Raw genomic sequence first — 26013 nt, 5'->3', positions numbered from 1 at the left:
TAGGTTTATGGTAATTGGTTAAAGATAAATAAAATTATCAGGTATGTTTCAAAGGAATTGACCAAGATTTCAAATGACTTAGGTCGAAAGCCTTACAATTTATGTAAGGACTCTCTACTTCTATTGCGTTTTTTGGTGAAGTTTCTTTTTCAGAGACTATCAGTAACACACGCATCTCCTCCGGCCTCTCTAAATCCAAATTCCTTCTCCCACTTTTCCCCTCTGCTTTGAATCGGATTGGTCCTAAAGCAGTGCGGTAGGTCAATTTCAGTTTTTCCAGGTTCCCCATTTGAGGACGGATATGGACTGTTTTCGCACCAGGCTCGATCACCTCTATGCCTGCGAGACACATGTAGGCGGCAAAAAAAGGTGCAATTCCCGCATGGCTAAACTGATTTTGTGAATCTGGGACGGCATGCCATTGTTCCTGAATGGTATTGTTTTCCTGCACCGAAAGCATTTGAAACCACCTGTTTTGAAAATCCATCAACATGGGCGACGTGTCCCCCAACCTGGTCAAAGCCCAATAAGGCCAAATGGCATTCGCAGGATAACATCTTCCAAGTCGCTGAGGCCTTTCTGTAAGTTCCTTCAAAAGAGCCGGGGCCTCAGAAGTCAACATAAAGTCACCCAAGACATAGTGCGCAAGAGACCTTTCACAGGTTCGTTTTTCTCCGTCCTCCTGATGCCAGGGCAAATTGATGATCAGGATATTTTGTAAAGCATCCCAAAAGACTGCCTTTACCCTTCTTGACAATTGCTCGGAAAGTCCTTCCATTTCCTTGGCTTCGGCTGCCAAGCCAAACTCACGGGCAAGTGGAGCCAGAGCTAGTTTGAACATACTAGCCGCATACAGATTAAAGGCGCATTGCTTGTCTCTGTTGCTTTTGTAAGCATCTGTATCCATCCATACGGCGGCTATTCCCAGATTTTCGACAGGAAGCAAACCGTCTTCTTGAATGGATTTCTTCAAAAATTCATAAAAAACCATCAATCGTGGAAAGGCCTCTTCCAAATCCTGCAACCGTCCGGAATACAAATAATGGTACCAACAGTCAAAACAAAATCCTATGCTATGGTCCAATAAAATTCCCCATGGCGTCAGGTCCAATTGTCTTTGGGCTATCCTGTTTAACCGGTCATAAGCTGGCCAACTGTCCATAAAATAACCCTCTAAAGTCAGCCCCTGACTGTATGTATCCACATAGCGGTAAGGAAGAAGTCTTTCCCCAAATCCCGCATGCAATGCATGGAGCATGTGGCCAATGTCGCCACTGTATTGTTGCCTTTCCCGCCCCACACAATCGACAATCGTCTCATGGCTATTGTTGTACACGGTATTGATGCAGGCCAAGAGGACTTTGTTGTAATTTGGACTACTGGTACTGACCTCTGCTTGATCAGGAAAATCATACACCCTCCTCAAAAAGCCGACTTTGGTTATTGTTATAGGCCCATTGCATTGGTGCAAATGAAGCTGTATCCATTTGACACTTTCGTAGTCAAAGGTGATCAGCGTATTCATCCCTTCCTTACAAATAAACCTTGTCCATGAATTAAAATTATTGTTGGTCAGGGGTGGCCCTCCTTCTCCTACTGTCCTATGGCTTTGCTGCACCATCAGTTCTATTGTTGTTCCTTCGGCACATTCAACGGTAAAATAAGGCCAGCCAACCATTTGCTCTTCCCATTCAAAGGAAAGGACAATGCCTTCATTTTTAGCTTTTGAAGACCCAAAAGTCCAGGTGTCTTGCTCAGGACTTCCGTAATGTATATTTTCTTTCCACCGAAATGCCTCTTTTGTTTTGAGGTCAAAATACTCTTCGACAGGTACTTTCCATGTGATGATATGGGCCTCCCTCAATGAGGGGCTTCCTGCATCCATTTCCTTGATCAGAGGAACAATCCTCCTTCTCAGTTGGGTATTTTGATTGCCGCCACTGTCATACATATAATCCGTGATGGATGTGCTTAGTGCTGTCTTGGCGCTGTCCCCAACCATCTCTTCCGTGAAAAACCAGGATTCATCCAACTCAAATCCGGGGGAATACCATCCTTCCGGATAAATTCTATTGTCAAAAACTTCCTGCAGAGACCTCAAATACCACCTTTTGTATTTTCCCAAAGGCCAGCTTTTGGCAACCTGAACCTGCCAGTTGTGATCAGATACAATGCTTTCCTCTCGGCCGCCGACATATTCTATTTTAAGGTTGAAAATAAAACCTGCTTTTCCTGCCGGCCAAGCCCCGTCCCCAAACCCATAATAAAGGACGGTAGCTCCGATTACATTTTCTCCTGAGTTTAGAATTCCCCCAAGGTCCATAGGATCTGCTTCGGTAAATCTTGGATCTGATGGAGAAGGCCCAAACTGTATTCTCTGACCGTTGACAAACAAAAGATAGCGGCTGTCTCCTAGGATCCAACCTTTGGCAGATTTGATGTTTTCTGAAATTTGAAAGGATTTTCTGAAGTGAAAAAAGGAATTGGGAAGCACCCTTTCGCCGGGATACCAAATCCATTTGGCAGGACTGAGATCAAGAGTTTTTCGGCTTGGAAATTGAAAAGGCTTGGTTTTTAATTTCTTTTCCAAGGCTTTTTTAGGAAGGATTTCACTACTCCATGCCATTTTATTAGGGACCAACGAAAATGTACCGGATAGGGCAATCACTCCAATAAAGTCACGTCTGGAAAGTGTCATAGAGGGGTTTAAAATATTAAGGTTCTTTTGACTTAGGCCTGAAAATAAAAATACACAATTCCATCAAATGTACCGTATTCTGCAAAGTTTTCATTCTGGCCATATGGTTCTCCTTCTGTATTGGTTCTTACCACACCAGCTCATAATAAAAAGTTTGGTGCTCCGACCCGTCGAGTTGGAGCCAACCGTCGGAAAAAGAAAAATTACGGCCTGTCCTTCTACCCAAATGATCCAGAACATGTACGGTTCCTTTTTTAATTTTTCTGAATTGGATCTTGACTTGCACGGGTTCCAGCAAAAGTGGTGGTCCCCCGATTTCCTTCAATTCATTGTCATCTCTATTGTATTCCATTCCGGTGTTTGAGGACTTGGCCAGTGTGGTAATCAGTAGGTGTCTGGATTGACGGATATTTTTTGTTTTGTCCAAGCTACTGACAAATACCACGGCAAAATCATTTTCAATCTCCCATTCCATTTCTTTGAATACATGCAACTTGGCCCCGCCGAATCCCACCATACCTACTGTCCCGGGAGTATCGATTGTAAAGAATCCCTTTCCTTCGGTATTCCAAGTCAGTTGACCGGTGTTGGAACTTAGATTTTTTGGGTTTTTATTGGCAGATAAGTAAGTCTCGGTTTCTTCAGGATTTTGAGTAAATTCCACCACCACTCTCCCTTCTGCCAAGGCAGATGGAGGCACTTCCCCAGAAAAACTTTTGACATCGTGGTCCTGTGTAACCTGTTCTTTGAACCCCAAATCTCCAGAGGTGAGACTTGGAATATGGACTTTTCTCCTGTGAATGGTTTTGCCTTCCTGTACATCACCTCTGTAAATCATCCTTGCTAGTGCGGGAAAAAGTCCCATTTGGGAGGGGACATCGGGGTTGTAGACTCCCTGTGACTTTGGAAATTGTATGGTGGGGTGAAAACCCGGATAATCATTGCTGAAAATGTAGGAGGCATCCCAACCCTGAAGGCCCATGCCATAAACAGCAATGATGGGAGAAGCCTCGATGGTCCATTGATTGGGAATCAGGCTCATCCACTCCGAAAAGGCAAAGGGGCGACCCTCCACCTGCTGCAGACCAGCACTCAACAAGCCTGATCCGGGACTGGAAACCATGGCCTCATTTTTGAATTTGCCTATCTTCAACTGATGTCCTCCGGCTCCCCCTCCGAAATAATTATGTCGGTCAATGAAACCTGCTTCATAATCTGCATAAAGGTTGTAATAATGGGTAATGCCGGAACCGGCCTGCCAACAGGAACCTACGATGGGTCCTTTGTAACCCGTATTGCGCACAGCAGTTACAAATTTCTGATAAAAGTCAAGCTGTTTTTCAAACAGGAACCTTGCCTTGTCCAAAAAAGACTGCCTCATTTTTCGACCTTCGTTTATGGCCTCTAGGTACTCAGCATCAAATTTGGAATGGTTGGGATCAGGATAAATATTGCGGTCAGCCAAGCGTTGTCCATCTGGAATTGCCCCAAGTTCCCATGCATTCAACAAGGCTTCCTCGGATCCATATTTTTCCAAAAGCCAATCGGAAAACTGTTCGAAGAGCAGCTTTCTGTATGTTGGGGTTTGCTCTAGGGTTCTTTCAATGGCTCCCCAAAAAATATTGTCCTCGTTTTGAAACTCCACGAAATTGAGGGCAGGATCATCTGCATACCGTAATCCCGTATGGGGATTGAGGTGGTTGAGCATATTCACAGTCAGTTCTATATTGAGTTCCTGCAGGTCGGGTGCAAAATTGACCAATCCCGCAGTCGATCCATTTAGGTGCGCCCATGGAAATTCGGTATTGGCGATCTCATCATAAGCCAACACTCGGTTGCGGTCAGCTTTCTTAAGTCTGTGTCCATAGATGTGTGACCATCCGTAATAGATTCCTTTTTCCCTCAAGGTCTTCAAAAAGTAATCCATGCGTTCATATTTATCTTCTGCCAATTGGGTAGAGGAATCTCCTTTGGCCGCATACCAGGTAAACTTATGAAAGCGGACGGCATTGACCCCGTATTTGGCCAGGTAATCGGCATGTTTATGGGCGGTTTCCGGTTCAGAAAAAATGATACCCCCAGAAATGTTTACCCCCCAGAATTTGATCTTTTGGCCATTTTCAAATTTAAAATCCTGCCCATCCATCATCACTATGCCATGTTTTCCCGCAGGAGCATCCAACCAGTCATCCATGCTGATGACCGCTTTCGAAAAATCCTGCTCATACATCAATGGGAACCAAGAACTCCGGTCCACCTGAGATTGGCAATGGATGAAGTACAAACAAAACAAAGGCAGCAAAAATCGCTTCATGACACGTTCAGAAAGGGTTGAATAAACGCCAATTTGACTCAAGATATTTTGGTCCTCATCCTGTACTGTCAAGAATTTAATCAATACAGGACATCAAAGGACAGTATTTTTAACCTATTTTTATTATTTGATCTTCAATCCAATCTTTATGAAAAAAATAATTCTGTTGGGGCTATGCTTTCAGTTGTATTGCTTTGTGCCCATAATAGCCCAAACGGGTTCTGTTTTGGATATTGATGGGAATGCTTACAGAACCGTCAAAATCGGCAACCAAATCTGGATGGCTGAAAATCTCCGGACAAGCCGATACCGTGACGGTGATTCCATCCCGGAGATCAGCGACCGGAAAGCATGGGAAAATACCCAATCCGGTGCAAGCAGCCACTACCAAAACAATCAAAGTGAATTTGGAGAAAAATACGGAAAACTTTACAACTGGCATGCCGTGTCCACCGGGAAGCTATGTCCCAAAGGCTGGCATGTGCCTGGTGACGAGGAATGGCAAGCACTGGAAAGGCACATCGGCATGAGCGAAGATTTGATCGCCACAGTCGGGGCAAGGGGTTGGGACCAACAATGGGATGGAAAGCTGAAATCGGCAGACAAAGGCGCATGGCACACCGACAGGGACTATTATAGCAATGAAACAGGCTTCACCGCTCTGCCTGCAGGTTACAGGACCCATACCGGGACCTTTCAGTTTATTAGGCAGTTTGGACATTGGTGGACGTCGAGTGCCGACAATGAAGCCATGGCGTGGAAGCGCCACCTTTCCTATTACCGGGACATCATCAACAGGAACACCATGTTAAAAAATGCAGGACTGTGTGTGCGGTGTGTAAAAGATGAGTCATGAGACTTGGCCTGACCATCAACCATCAGTCACCTTAACACCCCTAAATGCTTAAGATTTAATGAAGAATTTCCAAAAAGCCATCTTTTTTTCAGTAATCATCATCTTGCTCAGTTCACCCCTTGACGCGAAATCATGGTATGTATCCAAGTCAGGTCATGATCAAAACAGAGGCAGCTTGGAAGCGCCCTTTGGCTCCCTTGAAAAAGGTCTGAGAATGGCGGTTCCCGGAGATTCTGTCATTGTGCGGCAAGGAAAATATGAACTGCATCAGGGGCTGACCATCTCCAAAAGGGGAACACAAAACCAATGGATTTCCTTGGTCGCCTTTCCCGGTGAAGAGGTCCTTTTGGATGGGGAAAAATACACCTACGATTCGGAAGGAAATCACCTGAGTTCCTCCAATCATGCCATTGTGCTGATCAAGGACGCAACCTACTTTAGGATGGTTGGTTTTACGGTGGCCAACAGCCATTCCCAAGGCATCATCGTCCGTGGTCCAGGCACCACTGACATTGAGGTGTTGCATTGTAAAGTGGACAATACCTACGGATCCGGCATTGGCCTTTGGTACTCCGACCGTACCCGTGTCGCCCATTGTGAAATCACAGGTGCCAACCGGATGAACATGGCCACTACCGGGAGGAGAATCGGATCCGAAGCTCCGCATGAAGCTTTGACAGTGGCTGGTGCAACCCATTTCATCATTCAATACAACCACCTTCACCACTGTGACAAGGAAGGAATAGACGTAAAAGAAGTCAGCAGAAACGGGATCGTCCATCACAATTATGTGCATGACCTGAAAAGACAGGGGCTCTATGTGGATGCCTGGTTTGGGGAATTGGCCAACATTGAATTGTTTGGCAATGTGGTCCATGATTGTGAATGGGGTTTTGTGATCTCAGTGGAAGGAGAAGGCTCTTTGGTGAATGGGGTAAACTTTCACCACAACCTGCTTTATGACAACAGAGGTTCAGGGATTTATTTTGGAAAGTGGGGCCATGATCTCCTGAGAAAAAATATCAGAATTGCCCACAATACAGTCGTTAACAATGGTACTCCCAAGCATTGGGCAGCTCCAGTAGGTGGCCTCGACCTTAGGTCTGAGGCTTTTGAAAATGTTCAGGTGGAATACAACATATTTTTTGGCAACTACGGATACGACATGGCAGTGCCCTTTCCGGCATCAACGGAGAGGGAACAGATCCTATTCAGCAAAAACCTTTCATTTGGGCCCAACTGGGTGGGGAAAAACAGCCATGTTGACGAAAGTTCCTCCTATGGAAGCATGTATGCCGTTTCTTCTGAAATCATATCCAAGGCTGTATTTGAAGATCCTGAAGCCAAATCCTTTTTCTTAAATCCAGAACAGCTCTGGCAAAGCAGATTATGGCCTGAGCATTTGGATGGGAAATACTTCGGTGCATTCAATCCTTACCCACCCCAAAACAAACCCTTACCCTGATGCTTTCCAAACTACCTCAATACAGCCTGTTGCTTTCTACGATCATCCTCATGATCAGCTGCCAAAACCCAGATCAGGTCAGAGACAAATACCGGGTAGTGATCATGACCGACATGACCCATGATGATGGCAATTCATTAATCAGAATGCTGTATTATCCTGAGGTTTTCGATATTGAGGCTGTCATCATCACCCAACAGCTCCCTGACTATGACTTTGATGCCAATGAACCTTGGGACAAGGCCATGGGTATATACAAGGCCTATGAACAGGAATTGCCCCAACTCCGCAAACACTTGCCTGATTTCCCCTCTTATGAGGCGCTGATGGCGGTAACCAAGCCGGGAAGAGGTGCCTTGGTCATTAATTTTCTACAGGAGGGTCAGCGATTTGATGATTACATCGGGGAAGGCATCAATCCCAATGCCGAGCCCAAAGACTCGGAAGGCAGCGAATTTCTGATAGAAGTATTTGAGAAGGAAGATGACAGACCTATCTATGTGCAGCTTTGGGGAGGTCCTGTAACTTTCGTGCAGGCGCTCTATCGATTCAGACAGCGAAATGGAGACGAAAAACTTCAGCAGTTGCTCCAAAAAGTATTTGTCTATGGCATCCTGCTTCAGGACATTACGGCAGATTACTTTGTTGACCTTTTTCAGATCAAGGAATCCGGTTGCATGGGTCTGGGAACCTATCAGCCGGAAGAAGGATTTCAGGGCAGGAGGGTGCAGCCCGGAACGTTTGTCTATGATGGCGGGCATTTTTGGGATTACCTCAAAGCCGTAGACTATCGTACCGTCAATGGTCATGGACCCATGTCGGAGATCTATGACAATGGAGGTGAAGGAGATACCCCCGCTTTTCTTTACCTGATCTCGGCTTTCTATGGATTGAATGACCCCATGGATCCCACCATGGGATCTTGGGGGGGCAGGTTTGTCCCTATGGACGAAAGTTACGGGGCGAATTACTATCACACCTGCGGACTGGAAAAATCCAACCTTATTCGGTGGGTACCGCAAACCAGTCATGATTTTTGGGCCAGACTGCAATGGTCGATCAAAGATCCTGAAGAGGTCAATTATGTGCCAATGGCCTGCATAGACGGTAACAAAAGCAATGAGATCCTTTACCTGAAGGCAAAAGCCGGTGAAAAACTAACCTTTGATGCCTCTTGTTCCACTGATCCCAATGGGGACGATTTAAGCTTTCAATGGTCCCACTATCAGGACGCGGGGACCTTCAAAGGTCAATTGAACCTGGATGAAACTGATCAACCAAATCTTACCCTTGTTTTACCGGAGGATTATCAGGGAGAAGCCATTCATTTGATCCTTGAGGTCAAAGACAATGGCGAGATTCCCTTGGTGGCTTACAGGAGAGTGGTCATTGGGGGTATTTAGTTGAACAGGATATCGGAGAAAGGGCCCGAAGCTCAAAGTACCGAAGCAAATGACAACTAGGCAACCAGCCCCCGCAGGTGGGCCTTGACAACCCGACAACGGAAATTGGATAATCAGATAAGCAGACAACCGGGATATCGGAGAAGGCGCCCGAAGTTGAAAGCCTCGTAAATCCAAAATCATAACAGGATATCAGAGAAGGGCTCGAAGCTGAAAGCTCAAAGTACCGAAGCAAATGACAACTAGACAACCGGCCCCTGCAGGTGGGCCATGACAACCCGACAACGGAAATTGGATAATCAGATAAACAGATAATCAGGATATCAGAGAAGGCGCCCGAAGTTGAAAGCCTCGTAAATCCAAAATCATAACAGGATATCAGAGAAGGGCTCGAAGCTGAAAGCTCAAAGTACCGAAGCAAATGACAACCTGACAACCGGCCCCCGCAGGTGGGCCATGACAACTAGACAACGGAAATTGGATAATCAGATAAACAGATAATCAGGATATCGGAGAAAGGGCCCGAAGCTGAAGACTTCGTAAATCGTAACTCGTAAATCCAAAATCATAACAGGATATCAGAGTAGGGGCTCGAAGCTGAAAGCTCAAAGTACCGAAGCAAATGACAACCTGACAACCGGCCCCCGCAGGTGGGCCATGACAACCCGACAACGGAAAATGGATAATCAGATAACCAGGATATCGGAGAAAGGGCTCGAAGCTGAAGACTTCGTAAATCGTAACTCGTAAATCCAAAAATCATAACAGGATCTCGGAGAAGGGGCCCGAAGCTGAAAGCTCAAAGTACCGAAGCAAATGACAACTAGGCAACCGGCCCCCGCAGGTGGGCCATGACAACGGACCCCCGTAGGAGGGTCCTGACAACCTGACAACATGAATATTCCAACTTCCTGCCTTAGAACCTTCGTGGCAAACCTTAAAAAGAAAATTACAAGCTAAAAGCGCCTTTCATGCTTTCCATCTTTTGGTCCACCTGAGTATCCACCATAAAGGAAAGTTTGACGTTTTCCCAGGCAAAAGTCACCTTAGCTACCTTGTTGTCTTCAGCTGAGATGTGGTAAGAAAGCCTTTCCTGGGTCTGAGACAACTTTTCAGGCGTTACTTTGATGGAAACCGCATTGTCCTTCATCATGGCTTCCTCATCGATTTTGCCCTCTTTCATATAGGCAAAAACCATGTTTCCCTTGCTGTTGAAATGAATGGTCCAATCCCCGGATTCCTGAGGGGTCATGAAGATGGAATATTTGCCTGGCCGGAGGTTAGTACCGCCGATGTTTACCCCGGTGCTAAATTCGATGATGGTGGCTTGGTTGGCACCTGCCCTCCAAGGGGTACCGTATTTTTCCGTTTCTCCGAAAATTTTCCTCCCTCTGACTGCGGGTGAGGAGTAGTCAATGCTGATTTTGGTGAATCCCACCACCTGGGAAACTGAGGCCGCAGGACTGGGTGCCGGGGCCTGCATCTGTGCCATGGTTTCAAAAGGGACAGCTAAGACCAACATCATCGCGATGGCCATAAGACAGTATGTTATTTTTTTCATGCGTTTTGGTTTTTTGGTTTTACGTATTGGTGAAGATACAACTCCTCAGGCAAATTCTGGTTTTTGAATCAGGGATTTTAATTTCAGAAAACAGGGTGTTATGGATAAAGGAGAAGTTCAATTACACCCTATTGCGGAGGCAAAGCGATCAAAGCATTTAAGTATTCGGAAAAAGACTGACTGATATCGGCTTTCTCCGATATGAAAAACTGGGACTTGGCGTTCCCGCCAGTTACCCATCGGCAACCCTTTTCGGGATCAAATTCCAGGTTGCCTTGGGGGGCTGCTTTCAAAAATTCCCCCAGCCCCTCCACGGCAAAGTAAACGGCAGCCAAATCCCAACTGGGCCTTTGGTCTTGCAGGGTTTTCTTTTCCACATTCCAAAGCCAATCCCGGTAAGCTGTTCTGACAATGTTGCCGGCCGGGGTATTTTGGAGGCCTTTTCCGGTCAAGACTTTTGAGCCGGCATCCACCAAATAGATTTCCTTGGGAAAATGTTGAATTAAATAGGCTGTGTATGAACTTGTCCCATTAAAGAAGAAGTTCCAGTCTCTGACCAAATGGCCTTCCTCATTGGCGGCATTTAAGGCGCCCAAGGCCACCCAGCGCTTGACTTTCTTTTGAACAAGCTCCCGACCGGTCAACGCACTGTAAGCATCAGGTTCTGAGATCAATAAATCATACAAACCTTGGGTATGGCCTATGGTCACATAGGTGATGCTGTTGTCTTCCTGCTCAGCCAAAAGCCTTCTGTTAAGATCTGTTTGTTCAGTAAACTCCCTGTTATGGATCCGTGTGTGGCCAAAGGCTGCGGTATCCCTGGCCAATTTCTCAGCCAGCATTTTATCTACCGGATCTCCAAATTCAAAATCATGGGAAGCGCCTACTGGAATATCGGGTTTGCCATAGTACACATTGATGGCCTCTACAATGGCTGCTCCATAGGGCACTTTTCCGGAGCTGTAAACCACCCCCAAAATGTCGGCCTTTTCCATCCTTGCATATTGATGGAGAAGGGCCAAAGCGCCTACATCATCACAATCAGATCCCATGTCGGTATCCAGGATGATTTTTGGCTTTTCTTCTCCGCTTGATTGGCCAAGGCCGATGCCTGGGATCAAACAGGATATCGCAAACATCAAGCAAAAACGGGAAGCTAACCGACTAAGCTGTTCACAGAAGAAAGATTTTTTGAAAGGCATGGTCTTTTCTTATTCATCAAAAGTAAACTTGATGATCCGGTTTATGCTGGGAATAGATAATGATATCATCCAAATGCTCCCTGAGGGAATCGGACTGAAACAGGTTATCATGTTTACTTCCCCCCAACAACAGTACCGGCTGACCTTTATATCGCCAATAAGCCGGGTTTCCGGTATAGGGCCGCAGGGTTTGGGAATAGCCCCAAAAAGGAATGATTCCAAGGAGAAAGAAAGTTAAATTCCATCTATAAAACTCCGCGATTCCATTTTTACCCATCGAATTTCCCATAAACGAAATTTAGTGAATTTAGCCGTTTAATCCCCCTATCAGAAACCAGCAGGCGTTTTTGAGATTGCTTTAAAGCCAAAGGATGCATCATGGACCAGGGCCTGACCTGCTTCCGAAAGGTCCCCGTCCGTCTCATATCGATAATCAGGAGTGTCTACTACTCCATAAAAGGGCTTATCCGGCCCATCTGACCATGCCCAAAACAACCACCCTATTCCATTTGCTTTACAGGTCTCCAGCAAAATTTCCGGATTATAATTGATCGCAGAACCCTCTCCTGACCAGCCAAACTCTCCCAAAACTACCGGGGCATCCAGCATGGCCAGTCGGGGAACCAATTCTTCTACAGAAAACGGCGGAGTCCAGTTGGTAAATTCCTTATCGTTTGTTCTCCAGAATCCATACATGTGGATGGAAAACACCACATTTTTTAAAGGGTCATGATGAAAGATTTCATTCCCATAATCCAGTAATGAATTGGGGTTTTGTCCACAGTTTCCCCCTGCATCGATCACAATCACATTATTGACATTGGCCGCCCTTAACCTGCTTATGGCTTCTTTGTAGCAGGATAAAAATGTTTCATCTGCTGCCCCCCATTCGTTGGCGATGTTCAGCATGAGTTCCTTTTCAAACTCGATCAGCAGACTCCTGTTTTGTGGTTCCAGCCACTCGTCCACGAGCTGTTTGAGCCCCATCTTACCGTCAGCGGGAGCTTGGTCACAGTTGGTCACACAGGTGCCGTCATGCATTTCTATCATGGGGACCAGTCCGGCATTGATGGCTTTCTGTACCAGAGCCCTTTTTTGCCCGGTTGTCCGGCTTTGGTTGTTCCAAGTCCAGGATTTCCCAGCGGTAACCAAGCGTACCGTATTGGCACCGGATTTGGGAATTTCGTTTTCCAGGGCATTCAGGCTATTTTGCTCATCCAGCCAAATGTGGATGCTATTCACCCCAAATGGGATAAATTCCTGGCCGTTTTTATCCAACAACTTTCCATTTTCTACCCTGATCCCAGGGCTTTCTTCTGATTCTTCTATCTCAGGCAGGTCAGTACCTCCATCATCAGCATTACAGGAAAAAACAATCAACAAAAAGCAGCAATAAATGGCATATTTGAAAACAGGCATATCAAGTAAGGGGTTAAATTTCGAATAAAAATACACCCTATTCCTGCCAGCCTTATCCTGTACTTTCCTACCTTTTCTACAGACCGGTCGCCCTGTTTTCTTTTCCTCTTTTCTGAATGAGTGTTGCCCTGATTTTTTCTTTTCGATAAAATGCTAGTGGGTTTAACAATCCTCCAGCCTGAATTCTTGCTTCCCGGATCAAGGGCCTCACATCGGTCTGATAAGCTTGTTGCAGACATTCCTGGGCCATGACCACATCTCCGGTCATTTGGTATTGGACCAAAGCATCTCGGTCCACCATCAGCGCTTTGGCATAGGCAACCTTTATGGCCTCCAATGCCTGCATCAGGTCTTCAAGAGGATCCTTGGTATTGTGGCTTGCATCAATCATCCATGAAATGCTGTCCCAGGTCTGACATCCATCCGCTGCCCCGGCTACCAGTTCAAGGAAGATCAGAAAAAGCTGGTAGGGCTTGATGCTTCCGGTACTCAGGTCATCGTCCCCGTATTTTGAATCATTGAAATGAAAACCCGCCAGCATATTCTGCTGCATCAAGGTGGCGACAATTTGTTCGATGTTGGTATTGGGCAGGTGGTGTCCCAGATCCACCAAAACTTTGGCCCGGTCACCCGTCTCCCTACAAAGCAACATGGAAGTGCCCCAGTCAGGGATTACTGTGTGATAAAAATTAGGCTCATAGGGTTTGTATTCCAACAAAAGTTTCCAGTCTTCCGGCATTCCGGCATAAATTTGCTGTAAAGAAGCGCGGGTATGGTCGAGGGACTTTCTAAAGCTGCTTTGACCGGGAAAATTACTGCCATCCGCCAGCCAAATCGTAAGCCCTTTACTCCCTAATTTTCGTCCGATTTCTATCACATTAAGATTGTGGACAATAGCCTGTTCCCTTGTCGCCTTGTCCGCATGGCTTATAGAGCCCATCTGATAACTCAGCGGCTGTCCATAGTCTTGAAAAGTATTGGAATTGACTGCATCAAAACTGATCCCATAGGATTTTGCGTGGGATTTTATACCTTCATAATCTGTGGGAATGTCCCATGGAATGTGGAGAGAAACCGCATCCGTACTTTTGGTTAACTGACGCAGTAGGCCTATATCCTCAATTTTTTCTTCCAGGTTTCTCGGTTCGCCACCTATTTTAAAACGGCCAAATCGGGTCCCTCCTGCACCCAATGCCCAACTGGGTACGGCAATTTGAAATTTCTGAATCTTTTGGATCAAATCATGGACCTGCTTTCCCTCAGCTTCCAATTGTTCTTGGAGACCCGAAAAGGCCCGATCGTGCGCCTTTTCATAAGCGGAATTGGCATTGTCTATGGATTCAGGATTTATCTGCATGGTTTTTTTCGGTATTTCGGTTGATCCAAAGCGGAGCGGTGACAAACCACAACAACATTCCGACGGCCATCAGACTGTTGTTGGTTTGGATGGTAATTCTTTCCATAAAAAGCAACACGGAAGGAATTAGGGTGAGACCAAGCCCCACATAAGACAGAATTTTTAAGAACAATGTCATGCGAGTACCTCCTTGTTTTTAGGGTTGAATACTTTCGAAAGGACCAGAAAGAGCAAAACCGCCACAAACCATCCCGGCAAACCCAGAAAGAAGATTTCCACTCCAAATCCCAAATTTAAAACCAGGCAAATGCCCAAAGTAAGGAGCCAGGTCATAAAGGTGGATACCGAAAAGGAAACCTTTTTGTGATAAGCCATTTCGGGTCTGATTCCAAATTTGGACGACAGGTAAAAGTCCGCAAAGATGACCGCCCCCATCGGCATCAACAACAAGCCGTAAAGGGCCACAAAGTCCAGCAATCTCATGACTAAAGCAGGGAAACAGGCTGCCAAACTCGTCACTGCCCCCACCCAGGCGGTTACCTTCCAGGTGGGCAACTTCGGAAATATCCCCTGCAAAGCCAAGCCTGCCCTGTAGATGGTAGGATTGGCGGTAGACCAGCCTGCCACTACCACACAGACAGGGCCTGCAATCCCCACTGCCGCATAGGCGATTGGACCAGGGGCAAATTCCGAAGAAAAATCACTGCTTTGTAAAAAGGCCGCATAAAGGATTCCTGAAGCAATCCAAGCAATAAAATGGCCTAAAAACATGCCTGAAAAGGAAAGAAATCCATATTTCCATGATTTGGCATAGCGGAGAATGGTCAGGTCTGACATCCCAATATGCATGGCCATGTTACAAAACCAGGCAAAAAACATCACGTGCCAAAAGGTGAATTTACTCACCCCCTCCAGAGGAACTCCTGTCCAAATCACCTCGTTGGCTACAGCCCAGAATTCAGAGATATGGCTTACCCCTAGTCCGGGTAAAACCGCCAACGCAGCAGCAATGAATACAAGAATCATCCAAGGAGCGGTAACATTTGCAAATCGGGCCACTTGGGCATATCCTCTGATGGCGACCAAGGTGATCAAAAACCCGATCAGCAATACCGCAATCACCCATCCCAAAGAGGTGGGCAGCCAAGTATCCAGCGTAGGCATGGTTAGGCCAAACGGTATTCCGACCGCAGTAGCCGAAACTGCGATCATGGATCCGGCCAAAAAGCAAAACATCAATGCATTGACCACATTGTAGATGGAAACCGTGGTGCGTCCACAGATGCGTTCCAGCTGATAGTAGAGGGTCAGTCTTTTATTGGTGGCTATAGGAGCGGTCATCAATCCCCAGCTCAACACCGCCAGCACATTGCCCAAAATCAAACCCGCAAAAAGATCTATTGCACCTACGCCATGGGCCACAAAGAGAGGCCCTATGACAAATTCTGTTCCTGCCGTATGTTCACCGGCATACATGCCCAAAAAATTCCGCCAGCCTTTTTGACCGGCCAAAGGAACTGGCTCTCGCTCATATTCCTTTACTGGGCCTACAAGCTTTTTGATGGGTTGATTGCTCATTGAAAAGGGTTAATCGACCAATTAAATGAAATTTTTTACCTGCACTATCCTGTACCATCCTAACCTATCAAATTTGGTAATTTTTAATGAAAACCCCTTTACTGTATTGATTTTTATTGTCATATTGAAAGGCTATAACTGTGAATATTTTAAACCCAAAATATTATCCTGTCGCTGAATTTCAAGGGTTTAGCTTCAGATAAACCCTATGAAAACGGATACCTATTTGATTTTTGATATCGGCAAAACCAATAAAAAAATGGTGCTTTATGATACTGATCTAAACATCATTCAGGAAGAAAGCACCTCCTTTGAAGAGTTATTGGATGGGGACGGGGACCCTTGCGATGACCTGGCCGGCATCAGTGAATGGATCCTCCAAAAAACAGCTGCTTTTTTACACCATCCTGTTTTTCAGGTAAAAGGCATCAATTTCTCCGCCTATGGAGCAAGTATGGTTCACCTGGACCAAAAACAGCAGGTATGTACCTCATTTTACAATTATCTGAAGCCCGTAGAAAACTTTATCTGGGAAGATTTCCTACATGAAAACCCTAACCTGCTTCTACAAACTGCATCGCCAGCCCTCAGGATGCTCAACAGTGGTTTTCAACTTTATTGGCTCAAATACAAAAAACCAGAAGTTTTCAGAAAAATCCACTTAAGTCTCCATTTTCCCCAATACCTCTCATTCCTTTTTGGAAAAAAAGGCTGGGAGGATCCCTGTAGCTTAGGGAGTCATACCTTGCTTTGGAATTTTGAAACGCAAACTTATGCCGAGTGGATAACTCGACATGATTTGAAACGACTTTTCCCCCCTTTTCCAAAAGCAATGGCACATCCCATATCTTACCTCGGTAAAAGTTTTTTATTGGGTAATGGACTCCATGACAGTTCAGCAGCTCTGATTCCTTACCGGCAACTGCTCAAGAACCCTTTCGTATTGATATCAACGGGGACCTGGAGCATTTCACTCAATCCTTTTGACCATCAACCTGTGGATCAAGCCGCTTTGGACAATGATTGCCTCTGCTATCTGCAACCTGACGGGCAACCCGTAAAAGGTGCACGGATATTCCTGGGTAAAGAATTCGAAGTGCAGGTAAAACTTCTTGTTAAGCAATTTGGGCAACCGTTAAAAGAGATCACTGAAATGACTTTTCCGGATAGGGTTTTATTTGATTTCTATCAAACCAACATAAAAAATCCCGCGGTCTTTAGTCCCCTCGCAATGAGCGGAACGGGTCCAAAAATCCCACCATCCTCCACTCAGAATCCGTTAAGCTTATTTGAAAGCCTTGAAGAGGCTTACCTTCATTTGATGTTGGATCTGGTCAGGTGGCAAAAAATAAGTACCGATTGGTGTCTGAAGCAGGTAGATTGCGAGACCATTGTCGTCAGTGGAGGATTTGTTAAAAACCGCGTGTTTTTGGCATTTCTCCAGTTCCACTATCCCAAAAAATACATTTTTACCAGTGAACAGTCCAAAGCCTCCACCCTTGGAGCCGTTATGGCAATTAATGAAGATAATATAATGAATGACAAAATACTCTACCTAAAACAAATAAAAATCAAGGATATCCCTTCGTAAAGCGTAAAAAAATCATTATTTTCCAAGACAGCACAGGATAGGAAAAACAATCCAAACAGTGAATTTTAGTTGTACAATCAAACCTAGAAAAGCATATGAATATCGGTACCAAAAGTTTCAAGCATGTCAGTTTTTTATGGGATAACCAGAAAGCGGATACTTTTGAGGGAGATGAGGTAGGTTTATTGATCTATCGATCCAATATTCTTGGCAGTGACCTCAGAATCACCAATTATGGCGGCGGAAATACCAGCTGCCGGACCATGGAAAAAGACCCCCTAACCGGTGCCGAAGTCCCCGTGATGTGGGTAAAAGGTTCTGGAGGAGACATAGGAACTCTGACCAAAAGCGGCTTGGCAGGTCTTTACCTGGATCGCTTGCATGCTTTGAAAAGTATTTACAGAGGCCTGGAATTTGAAGATGAAATGGTAGAGTTGTTCAACCACTGTATTTATGACCTGAATTCTAAAGCACCATCGATAGACACACCTTTGCATGCTTTTTTACCTTACAGACACATCGACCACCTGCACCCGGATGCCTTGATTGCAATTGCTGCTGCCAAAGATGGGGAAGAAATCATCCATTCCCTTTTTGGAGATACCATCGCTTGGACTCCCTGGCAAAGGCCTGGTTTTGATTTGGGATTGAAATTAGAGGCTGCCAATGAAAAAAACTCCGGTTTAAGGGGTATCGTCTTGGGTGGACATGGCCTCTTTACTTGGGGAGACAACAGCTTTGACTGTTACATCAACAGCTTGGAGGTTATAGAAAAATGCAGCAGGTACCTGGAGGACAATTATGGCAAAAAAAGGGCTGTATTTGGCGGGGTAAAAACTGAAACCAAGCTCTCGGATACTGAAAGGAAAGGCCAAGCCGCAGCTTTAGCACCCACGCTGAGAGGATTGTGTTCCTCTGAAAACCTCATGGTTGGGCATTTTACGGATGCCCCAGCGGTGATGGAGTTTATCAACAGCAAGGATGTCGAACGCCTGGCTGCCATGGGCACAAGCTGCCCAGACCACTTTCTAAGAACCAAAATCTGTCCTTTGGTTTTGGACATGAGCCCAGAGACAAATTTGCAGGATACCAACGGTATCGTTGAAAAGCTGGAAAAACAATTTGATGACTATAGAAAAAACTACAAAAAATATTACGAAGATCACAAACATCCCAATAGTCCAGCCATGCGGGACCCGAATCCTGTCGTCATCATTTGGCCAGGCATAGGCATGTTTACCTTTGCCAAAAACAAACAGACTGCTAGAGTAGCGGCTGAATTTTACGTTAATGCCATCAACGTGATGAAAGGGGCGGAAGCGGTATCCTCTTATGTTGCGCTTCCTTTGCAGGAGGCTTTTGACATAGAGTATTGGCTCTTGGAGGAGGCGAAACTTAAAAGAATGCCTGCGGAAAAACCCCTTTCCCGAAAGATAGCCCTGATCACTGGAAGTGCTGGGGGCATAGGTAAGGCCATTGCAGAAAAATTTGTGCAGGAAGGTGCCTGCGTGATCCTTACTGACAATGACCCCGACCGATTGGCGGAAGCCAAAACCGAATTTGAAAAGAAATATGGAAAAGACAATGCCATAGCACTTCCACTGGATGTCACGGACAGCCAAAGCCTTGACCAAGCCATAGAAGCCATTTGCCTGCAATATGGAGGAGTAGACATCATAGTCAACAATGCAGGCATTTCCATCAGCCGGGCTTTTGATCAGCATACGCTAGCGGAATGGGATTCTCTTTTGGACATCTTGGTGAAAGGTCAGTTTATCGTCTCTCAAAAAGCGCATGAAATCCTAAAAAAGCAGAAAAAAGGCGGAGATATCATCAATATTGTAAGCAAAAATGCCTTGGTGGCAGGTCCAAAAAATGCCGCCTACGGAACAGCAAAAGCAGCCCAACTGCATCTGAGTAGGTTGATGGCGGCAGAACTTGCCGAGCACAAAATCAGAGTCAATGTCATCAACCCGGATGCCGTGATCGAAAATTCAAAAATCTGGGAAAGCGGATGGGCAGAAGACCGGTCAAAAGCCTATGGGGTTGCACTAGAAGAATTGCCTAAATTTTACGCCAATCGGACCCTGTTAAAAGAACCCGTAAGGGTAGATGACATCGCATTGGCAGCATTTGCCTTTGTCAATGGTCTCTTAAATAAATCAACCGGTAACATCTTGAACGTGGACGGCGGCTTTGCTCCTTCCTTCCCAAGATAGCCCACTAAAAACAATAAACCCTATAACCCAAAGTATCATGATTTTAGACAAAACGGATCGCATCAACAACGATTCCAAAACTCCTAAATACCAACAGGTCGTCAACCTGATTTTGGATGATATTGAAAAAGGCGTATTAAAAATCGGAGAACGTATCCCTTCCATCAACGAGACGAGCTTCGACTTTTTATTGTCTCGGGATACCGTGGAAAAAGCCTACAACGAGCTAAAAGACAGAGGCATCATCACCTCAGTCCGAGGCAAGGGCTTTTATGTCAGTTCCAACAACATCTCGAATCAAATCAAAGTTTTGCTCCTTTTCAATAAATTAAGCTCTTACAAAAAAATCATTTATTATTCCATTGTGGACAACTTGGGTGAACAGGCACAGGTGGATCTACACGTACATCATTACAACAAGTGTGTGTTCCAAAGGCTGCTGGAACAGAACCTTGGAAAGTACCACTATTATGTGGTAGCGCCACATTTTTTTGATGAGGAGTCCCATCAGGAAGATGGCTATGATCTGATCAAGATGATTCCGGAGGAACGCCTGCTCATCATGGACCGTGCCGTCAAAGGGCATGAAAATGAATTTCCAGGTATTTTTCAGGATTTCGAAAAGGACATATTTGGTGCCATGGAAAGTGGATTGGATCTGCTTAGAAAGTATGATAAACTTAAATTGGTGTATCCAAGAGGATTTATGTATCCTCCTGAAATCGTAGATGGCTTCAAAAAATTCTGTTTTTTCCACAATTTCGATAATCTGATCCTCGATGGAATCGATGAGGAGCCTTTGTATGCCAAGGATGTCTATGTAGTTTTGGCCGAAACAGATCTGGTCAACATTGTCAAAAAAAGCCGGGAGCAGGGCTTGAAACTAGGGGAAGATGTAGGTCTGATCTCCTACAATGATACCCCACTCAAAGAAATTCTGGCTGACGGAATCACCACCATTTCCACAGATTTTGAGCACATGGGCAAGACGATAGCGGATCTGATTTTGGGTAAAGGGGAAAAAACGACCACCAAAAATCCATTTAAAATGACCATCAGGAAGACCCTGTAAGCATACCAAATTTTGATTGAGCTCATAGGCCATCATTTCCACCGACCTTTAACCCAACTGTACCATGGGAATTGATAAGATCGAAAAGTTCGATGAGAATTCCAGCTTACCCAAACACAGGCAGCTCGCTGATCTGATTTTGGAAAATATAGAAAAAGGGGTTTTTAAAAAAGGTCAGCGGATTCCTTCCATCAACGAAACCAGTTTTGACTTTTTGGTTTCGAAAGACACCGTAGAAAAAGCCTACCAGGAGTTAAAAGAAATGGGCATCCTCACCGCTGTAAGAGGTAAAGGATTTTATGTCACCAAGACCAAATTTCAAAAAAAGCCAAAGGCCTTATTGCTGTTTAGTAAATTAGACCCTTTTCTTCGGACAACTTACCATTCTATCATCAAGGGGGTGAATGATCGGGCAGTATTGGACATTCACCTTCACCATTGTAACCTAACTATCTTTTCCAATCTGATCCGGAAATACAAGGGGATGTATGACTTTTACGTAATTGTGCCTCAATTTTTCGATGGTCAACAGCATGTGGAAGATGGATTTGAAGTGATTCGGAAACTTGCGAATAACCAGGTATTGATTCTGGACCAAGCAGTGCTCAACCATGAAAAGGAGTTTGCCGGAATCTACCAGGATTATGAAAAAGATATTTTTTCCGCACTTGAAACCGGGTTAACCCACTTAAAAAAATACAAAAAACTAAATCTTGTTTTTCCAAAAGACCGCTTGTACCCGCTTGAAATTATCAAAGGATTTAAAAAGTTTGCCTTTTTCCATGAATTTGAAAATCATATCATTGATGCTGTGGATGAAACTGATGACTTGGAAAAAGGCGAAATTTATCTGGTGATATCAGATACAGATATGGTTCAGGTAGTCAAAAAATGCAGGGAACAGGGCTTGGACCTCGGCAAAGACATCGGACTGATTGCTTATTATGACAGCCCACTCAAAGAAATTTTGGCCGATGGCATCACGGCCATATCCGCCGATTTTGGCCATATGGGTTCCTTTATTGCCCAGCTTATTACAGGGGAGGAAATTCTTCAATTGGTTAAATGTCCTGCCAAGTTAATCATGCGGAATTCCCTTTAAAGATTGTCCTCTTACTTTTAATATAAATTCTCTGTTCAGGTAAGTACTGGACAGAAGGCCTTCATTTAAACCTTATTTTTAAGTTTAACAAAACCAGTGGCCTATATGACTTTCGATTTAAAAAAATCCACCTTGAATGTATTGCTTGCATGTGGTATTATTTGTTCCTGTGGAGGAGAAGAAAACGGTCCCAATGCTCCCAATGGCAATGGGAATTTAGAAACAGTCCCTGTCAATATCACACTAGACCAAAGTACGACTTTTCAGGAGATCGATGGTTTCGGGTTTTTTGGGGCAAGAGACGTGTGGTGGACCGGCAACAGGGAAAACCTGTATTCAGATACATGGGCAGACCTGGTGATTCGCGATCTGGGGATCACCATTTGGAGGAATGAATATTATCCTCCTGCTACAGCCACCCAAGGCCAGGATGCCGACTGGGAAAAGCAACTCCCAGTGGTAAGAGGACTCAGGGACAAAGCCAATCAACATCAGGTAGACTTGAAGTTTATCTTTACCGTTTGGTCACCACCTGCCGATTTCAAGTGCCGGGAAGCCAATAACGAAAGATTTCCCGGGGAGCCCCATCCGGAAGGAACCAAACAAGGAGGTACCCTGGATCCCAATAAATATGAGGCATTCGGCAATTGGCTGGGAGATGGCATACAGTTATATGCCAATGAGGGCATTGAGGTCTATGCCATCAGCCCTCAGAATGAGCCTCTTTTCAGACAACCTTTCAATTCCTGCTATTACAGGCCTGCTTGGTACAATCAAATGCTGGTCAATTCCATTCCAATTGTTAAGGCACGTTTCCCGGAAGTCAAGGTATTTGGATCCGAAAATATGCTGGCCATAGAGGCTGGGGATGATGGGCAGTTTTTCTACCATGAAGCCCTGAAAAACGATCCGGAAGCAGCTGCTATGATTGACATTCAGGCCATCCACGGCTATGTGGATGGGGTGGTGCCATCCAGCACTTCCCAGATGGTCCGATTGTGGAATGATTTTCAGCAGAAATATGTCACGGCCATGCCTGATCCGGTCTGGATGACGGAAACTTCAAGTTATTATGAAGATTGGACCACCACCGATAACCGATCGGGAGCCTTGGATCTGGGTTTGGCCATTCATTCGGCTTTAAGTGACGGTAATGCTTCCGCCTGGGTATGGTGGCAAGGTGCCCAAACCGACGGAATGAGTGAATTTAATCTGATGCGGGGAGAAGAAAGAGGGAAGCGGTACCATGTCTCCAAGCATTTTTACCGATACATCCGTCCCGGAGCGAAAAGAATTCAACTGGAACTTGAACAGGAAGACTCAGATTTGTTTGCTTCGGCCTTTGTGCATGAAAGCCGGGATATTTACACAATTGTGTTGATCAATGCAGGTTCGGACTTACTCGAAGTCAATCTCCAGGGTTCCGGACTTCCTTCCAGCTTTGAATCATTTGCCAGCAGCGCCACCCTCAACTGTGAAAAAGGGGAGGACATCAACAGCGGAAAGGTATTGATCTCCCCAAAAAGCATCATTACCCTGGTTTCCGGGGATGTGTATGAATGATTTGAAAGGAAATAAGGTAGAATTATATTGAAATAAAATAGAAATATGGGGTCGGGATATTGATGGAGATTAGTTGGATATTTTTTATCCCATTTGATATTGAGATACTTTTTCCGCAAAATTCTATTGAATTTAGCGATTATGATCGCTGATTTTATATAAATTTTGCGATTAGGAACTTCTTAAATCATTCTTTTTCATAGTAAAACAAAAAAAATTCGATTGGTCTACTGTGGCCTATCCTTAAACCATTGTCCGGCAATTACAAAAACCACCGCACCGATCAAGGTCACAATAATACCCAAACTGTCGTTTAATAATGGTTTATCCAGCCAAATGGCTATAAAATATCCTGCTAAGATGACAGCTCCCATGATAAAAAATCCAATCATCATAAAGGTAGGAAAACCATTTCCCTTCACATTTTCTTTTTCTCTCTGTGACAGGGTACTATAGCCTGCAATTAAATTCGGAAATAGTTTGACCATAATTCCGATCGCTATAAAAAATAACGCAACATAAATATGCTTCATGGTTGTTGGTATTAGGTGTTGAAAACTGGATTTGAAATATAACTGTAAAAAGTTTGTCTGACAAGAAACTTAGTTTGATCGGAAAATAGAAATAAAGGTTGAAATTTGTTAAAATCGAATCTTTAGCCTAGATCCCGAGAGCAGAACGATTCGGGATTAATTAGATATTTGAATGATAGCAATCAGAAAAGCAACACCCGCTGACTACAACCAAATTTGGAACATCCTCAAAGACGTAATCGCCGGCGGTGATACGATTGCTTTCAGCCCGGATAGTTCCCGGGAGAAAATGTTGGGGTTTTGGTGCGGAGCGGACAAGCATACTTATGTTGCTATCATAGATGGAGAAGTTGTGGGAACACTTTTTATCAAAGACAATCAACCTGACCTGGGGTCACATATTGCCAATGCCGGTTATCTGACATTGCCATCTGCAAGGGGAAAGGGAGTGGGATTGGCCATGGGTGAGTTTTCATTGGTCGAAGCCAAGCGGCTTGGCTATCAGGCCATGCAGTTTAACATTGTTGTAAAAAGTAATCAAGGGGCTGTAAGGCTGTGGGAGAAGTTGGGATTTAAAATCATCGGGGAAATTCCGGAAGCATTTAACCATTTGCAATTGGGAATGACGAATGCTTATATCATGTATCAGAAACTTTGATGGAAATCAATACTGTTTTTCAAAAAATCAGATTTTAATGGGATCTGTATTGGGGGCAAGGATATTGGTTGATACTTGGGGATATTTATTGATATTTTTTGGCGAGGTTAATTTTTTAAGATTTATCGGTAGAAAATTAAGAGTGAAATCGAAAAATCAGGCGTATTATTTAGAACGTAATCTAAAAATTAGGCGTAATATTTAGATTATAATCGAAAAATTAGGCGTATTTTTTCGATTACGATTTAAAATTCAGTATCTTCGATCTTCAATTTCGCAACAATGATTACCAGAACTCTTGACGAAAAAATCATATCTTCCTGTTTCAAAGGCAAAACCATTTTACTGCTTGGACCAAGACAGGTAGGGAAAACAACGCTTCTTAAAGAAATTGTCAAGCAATTAAATGTCTCCTATATTTGGTTCAATGCTGATGAAGCGGATATTTTGGAAGCTTTTTCTTCTGCAGTTACCAGTACACAATTGATCCAACTTATTGGGACCAACAACAAATTGGTCATCATAGATGAGGCGCAACAGATTCCCGAAATCGGCAAAAAACTTAAACTCATTTTCGACAATAGGCCTGACATACAAATCATCGCAACCGGGTCTTCGGCTTTTGATCTTCAAAACCAAACAGCCGAACCATTAACGGGGAGAAAAAAAACCTTTCATCTTTTCCCACTTAGTTTCAAAGAAACAGTAAATCATACCTCCCTGATTGAAGCCAAGAGACTGTTGGACTCAAGGTTGGCTTATGGATTTTATCCTGAGGTAGTAAACAATCCCGGGAATGAAAAGGAGATCTTGATAGAAATCGCCCAAAGCTATCTTTACAAAGACGTACTACAAATAGACAACATCCGAAAACCAAGCCATATCGAAAAAATATTAAAGGCATTGGCTTTTCAAGTTGGAAGTGAAGTCAGTTACCATGAATTGGCCCAAATCGTAGGAAATATAGATACGACCACTGTTGAAAAATACCTTGACTTATTGGAAAAAGCCTTTGTCATTTTCAAACTTCCTGCTTTTAGTCGGAATCAAAGGAATGAAATCAAGAAGGGTAAGAAATATTACTTTTATGATAATGGGATACGCAATGTCCTGATCAGTAATTTTTCGCTTCCTGAAATTCGCCAAGACAAAGGAGCTTTATGGGAAAATTTCCTGATTTCTGAAAGGCTCAAGCAAAATGCATACAACCAAAAGTTTGTCAACTCCTACTTTTGGCGCACCCATGACCAGGCAGAAATTGACTATCTTGAAGAGGCGGACGGTATCCTGTATGCCTTTGAATTCAAATGGAAAGATCAGAAAGTAAGATTTCCGGCATCTTTTCTCCAATCCTATCCGGAACATCAGACGGCTGTGGTCAATAGAAAGGAATTTGAGGAATTCGTTGGCTTGTAAAAAACA

Annotated in this window: 20 protein-coding genes; 10 read left to right on the top strand and 10 right to left on the bottom strand. The window is 44.4% G+C overall.

Features of this window, described 5'->3' with window-relative positions:
- Positions 1-37 precede the first annotated feature (37 nt).
- Together H1A14_RS06730 and H1A14_RS06725 are read right to left on the bottom strand one after the other, a co-directional pair.
- Positions 38-2698, bottom strand: a complete 2661-nt coding sequence (locus H1A14_RS06730; RefSeq protein ID WP_194775442.1) for an alpha-L-rhamnosidase-related protein — start codon at positions 2696-2698, stop codon at positions 38-40.
- A 127-nt stretch (positions 2699-2825) separates the two neighbouring features.
- Entirely contained in the window at positions 2826-5012 is a 2187-nt protein-coding gene (locus tag H1A14_RS06725) for a hypothetical protein (RefSeq protein WP_194775441.1), read from the bottom strand.
- A 148-nt stretch (positions 5013-5160) separates the two neighbouring features.
- Here H1A14_RS06725 and H1A14_RS06720 point away from each other — a divergent pair, with 148 nt between their 5' ends.
- The 3 genes from H1A14_RS06720 to H1A14_RS06710 are packed head-to-tail and all read left to right on the top strand — an operon-like array spanning position 5161 to position 8736.
- Positions 5161-5868 carry a fibrobacter succinogenes major paralogous domain-containing protein gene (locus H1A14_RS06720; RefSeq protein WP_194775440.1) on the top strand — a complete coding sequence of 236 codons (708 nt, stop codon included), beginning with the start codon at positions 5161-5163 and terminating at the stop codon, positions 5866-5868.
- A gap of 58 nt (positions 5869-5926) precedes the next feature.
- Complete coding sequence (locus tag H1A14_RS06715) at positions 5927-7333, top strand: right-handed parallel beta-helix repeat-containing protein (protein WP_194775439.1); 1407 nt, start codon at positions 5927-5929, stop codon at positions 7331-7333.
- Entirely contained in the window at positions 7333-8736 is a 1404-nt protein-coding gene (locus tag H1A14_RS06710; RefSeq protein ID WP_228527621.1) for a DUF1593 domain-containing protein, read from the top strand. The genes H1A14_RS06715 and H1A14_RS06710 overlap by 1 nt, the downstream gene beginning before the upstream one ends.
- Positions 8737-9685: 949 nt before the next feature.
- Here the strand turns inward: H1A14_RS06710 and H1A14_RS06705 are convergent.
- From H1A14_RS06705 to H1A14_RS06675, 7 genes are all read right to left on the bottom strand, one after another.
- Entirely contained in the window at positions 9686-10297 is a 612-nt protein-coding gene (locus H1A14_RS06705) for a DUF2911 domain-containing protein (RefSeq protein ID WP_194775438.1), read from the bottom strand.
- Between the two features lie 128 nt (positions 10298-10425).
- Positions 10426-11499: a nucleoside hydrolase gene (locus H1A14_RS06700; protein ID WP_228527619.1), complete on the bottom strand. Its 1074-nt coding sequence runs from the start codon at positions 11497-11499 to the stop codon at positions 10426-10428.
- 16 nt (positions 11500-11515) lie between these two features.
- Entirely contained in the window at positions 11516-11788 is a 273-nt protein-coding gene (locus H1A14_RS06695; RefSeq protein ID WP_194775437.1) for a hypothetical protein, read from the bottom strand.
- Between the two features lie 38 nt (positions 11789-11826).
- Complete coding sequence (locus tag H1A14_RS06690; protein WP_194775436.1) at positions 11827-12918, bottom strand: cellulase family glycosylhydrolase; 1092 nt, start codon at positions 12916-12918, stop codon at positions 11827-11829.
- Between the two features lie 76 nt (positions 12919-12994).
- Positions 12995-14275, bottom strand: a complete 1281-nt coding sequence (locus H1A14_RS06685) for a TIM barrel protein (RefSeq protein WP_194775435.1) — start codon at positions 14273-14275, stop codon at positions 12995-12997.
- The gene (locus tag H1A14_RS06680; RefSeq protein ID WP_194775434.1) at positions 14259-14453 is read right to left on the bottom strand and encodes a hypothetical protein; all 195 of its coding nucleotides are present in this window, start codon (positions 14451-14453) and stop codon (positions 14259-14261) included. Before H1A14_RS06680 ends, H1A14_RS06685 begins: the two co-directional genes overlap by 17 nt.
- Positions 14450-15853, bottom strand: a complete 1404-nt coding sequence (locus tag H1A14_RS06675) for a purine-cytosine permease family protein (RefSeq protein WP_194775433.1) — start codon at positions 15851-15853, stop codon at positions 14450-14452. The genes H1A14_RS06680 and H1A14_RS06675 overlap by 4 nt, the downstream gene beginning before the upstream one ends.
- A gap of 208 nt (positions 15854-16061) precedes the next feature.
- On the opposite strand from H1A14_RS06675, the gene H1A14_RS06670 reads away from it, so the two are divergent.
- The 5 genes from H1A14_RS06670 (at position 16062) to H1A14_RS06650 (ending at position 23400) form a co-directional block, all read left to right on the top strand.
- A complete protein-coding gene (locus H1A14_RS06670) occupies positions 16062-17444 on the top strand; it encodes an FGGY family carbohydrate kinase (RefSeq protein ID WP_194775432.1) in 1383 nt (460 codons plus the stop codon).
- 95 nt (positions 17445-17539) lie between these two features.
- Positions 17540-19663, top strand: coding sequence for a bifunctional aldolase/short-chain dehydrogenase (locus H1A14_RS06665; RefSeq protein WP_194775431.1), 2124 nt, complete (start codon positions 17540-17542; stop codon positions 19661-19663).
- A 37-nt stretch (positions 19664-19700) separates the two neighbouring features.
- Positions 19701-20735 (top strand): GntR family transcriptional regulator, encoded by a 1035-nt coding sequence (locus H1A14_RS06660; protein WP_194775430.1) that lies wholly within the window; start codon positions 19701-19703, stop codon positions 20733-20735.
- A 64-nt stretch (positions 20736-20799) separates the two neighbouring features.
- Positions 20800-21837, top strand: a complete 1038-nt coding sequence (locus H1A14_RS06655) for a GntR family transcriptional regulator (RefSeq protein ID WP_194775429.1) — start codon at positions 20800-20802, stop codon at positions 21835-21837.
- A gap of 105 nt (positions 21838-21942) precedes the next feature.
- The gene (locus H1A14_RS06650) at positions 21943-23400 is read left to right on the top strand and encodes a glycoside hydrolase (RefSeq protein WP_194775428.1); all 1458 of its coding nucleotides are present in this window, start codon (positions 21943-21945) and stop codon (positions 23398-23400) included.
- Positions 23401-23627: 227 nt separating this feature from the next.
- Here the strand turns inward: H1A14_RS06650 and H1A14_RS06645 are convergent, their stop codons facing one another.
- Positions 23628-23933, bottom strand: coding sequence for a DUF3784 domain-containing protein (locus H1A14_RS06645; RefSeq protein WP_194775427.1), 306 nt, complete (start codon positions 23931-23933; stop codon positions 23628-23630).
- Positions 23934-24105: 172 nt separating this feature from the next.
- Here H1A14_RS06645 and H1A14_RS06640 point away from each other — a divergent pair, with 172 nt between their 5' ends.
- Positions 24106-24591 (top strand): GNAT family N-acetyltransferase, encoded by a 486-nt coding sequence (locus H1A14_RS06640; protein WP_194775426.1) that lies wholly within the window; start codon positions 24106-24108, stop codon positions 24589-24591.
- Between the two features lie 282 nt (positions 24592-24873).
- Entirely contained in the window at positions 24874-26007 is a 1134-nt protein-coding gene (locus tag H1A14_RS06635; RefSeq protein ID WP_194775425.1) for an ATP-binding protein, read from the top strand.
- The last annotated feature ends 6 nt before the right edge of the window (positions 26008-26013 follow it).

Source organism: Pararhodonellum marinum (assembly GCF_015354735.1).
GTDB lineage: Bacteria > Bacteroidota > Bacteroidia > Cytophagales > Cyclobacteriaceae > Pararhodonellum > Pararhodonellum marinum.
The sequence above is the reverse complement of the archived record's forward strand: the minus strand, read 5'-3'. Positions and strand labels throughout refer to the sequence as shown.

Coding starts and splice junctions, on each gene's coding strand:
- H1A14_RS06635 (WP_194775425.1), top strand. CDS start 24,874: ATGATTACCAGAACTCTTGACGAAAAAATCATATCTTCCTGTTTCAAA.
- H1A14_RS06690 (WP_194775436.1), bottom strand. CDS start 12,918: ATGCCTGTTTTCAAATATGCCATTTATTGCTGCTTTTTGTTGATTGTT.
- H1A14_RS06710 (WP_228527621.1), top strand. CDS start 7,333: ATGCTTTCCAAACTACCTCAATACAGCCTGTTGCTTTCTACGATCATC.
- H1A14_RS06655 (WP_194775429.1), top strand. CDS start 20,800: ATGGGAATTGATAAGATCGAAAAGTTCGATGAGAATTCCAGCTTACCC.
- H1A14_RS06705 (WP_194775438.1), bottom strand. CDS start 10,297: ATGAAAAAAATAACATACTGTCTTATGGCCATCGCGATGATGTTGGTC.
- H1A14_RS06675 (WP_194775433.1), bottom strand. CDS start 15,853: ATGAGCAATCAACCCATCAAAAAGCTTGTAGGCCCAGTAAAGGAATAT.
- H1A14_RS06720 (WP_194775440.1), top strand. CDS start 5,161: ATGAAAAAAATAATTCTGTTGGGGCTATGCTTTCAGTTGTATTGCTTT.
- H1A14_RS06730 (WP_194775442.1), bottom strand. CDS start 2,698: ATGACACTTTCCAGACGTGACTTTATTGGAGTGATTGCCCTATCCGGT.
- H1A14_RS06685 (WP_194775435.1), bottom strand. CDS start 14,275: ATGCAGATAAATCCTGAATCCATAGACAATGCCAATTCCGCTTATGAA.
- H1A14_RS06660 (WP_194775430.1), top strand. CDS start 19,701: ATGATTTTAGACAAAACGGATCGCATCAACAACGATTCCAAAACTCCT.
- H1A14_RS06700 (WP_228527619.1), bottom strand. CDS start 11,499: ATGCCTTTCAAAAAATCTTTCTTCTGTGAACAGCTTAGTCGGTTAGCT.
- H1A14_RS06650 (WP_194775428.1), top strand. CDS start 21,943: ATGACTTTCGATTTAAAAAAATCCACCTTGAATGTATTGCTTGCATGT.
- H1A14_RS06645 (WP_194775427.1), bottom strand. CDS start 23,933: ATGAAGCATATTTATGTTGCGTTATTTTTTATAGCGATCGGAATTATG.
- H1A14_RS06670 (WP_194775432.1), top strand. CDS start 16,062: ATGAAAACGGATACCTATTTGATTTTTGATATCGGCAAAACCAATAAA.
- H1A14_RS06695 (WP_194775437.1), bottom strand. CDS start 11,788: ATGGGAAATTCGATGGGTAAAAATGGAATCGCGGAGTTTTATAGATGG.
- H1A14_RS06665 (WP_194775431.1), top strand. CDS start 17,540: ATGAATATCGGTACCAAAAGTTTCAAGCATGTCAGTTTTTTATGGGAT.
- H1A14_RS06640 (WP_194775426.1), top strand. CDS start 24,106: ATGATAGCAATCAGAAAAGCAACACCCGCTGACTACAACCAAATTTGG.
- H1A14_RS06680 (WP_194775434.1), bottom strand. CDS start 14,453: ATGACATTGTTCTTAAAAATTCTGTCTTATGTGGGGCTTGGTCTCACC.
- H1A14_RS06715 (WP_194775439.1), top strand. CDS start 5,927: ATGAAGAATTTCCAAAAAGCCATCTTTTTTTCAGTAATCATCATCTTG.
- H1A14_RS06725 (WP_194775441.1), bottom strand. CDS start 5,012: ATGAAGCGATTTTTGCTGCCTTTGTTTTGTTTGTACTTCATCCATTGC.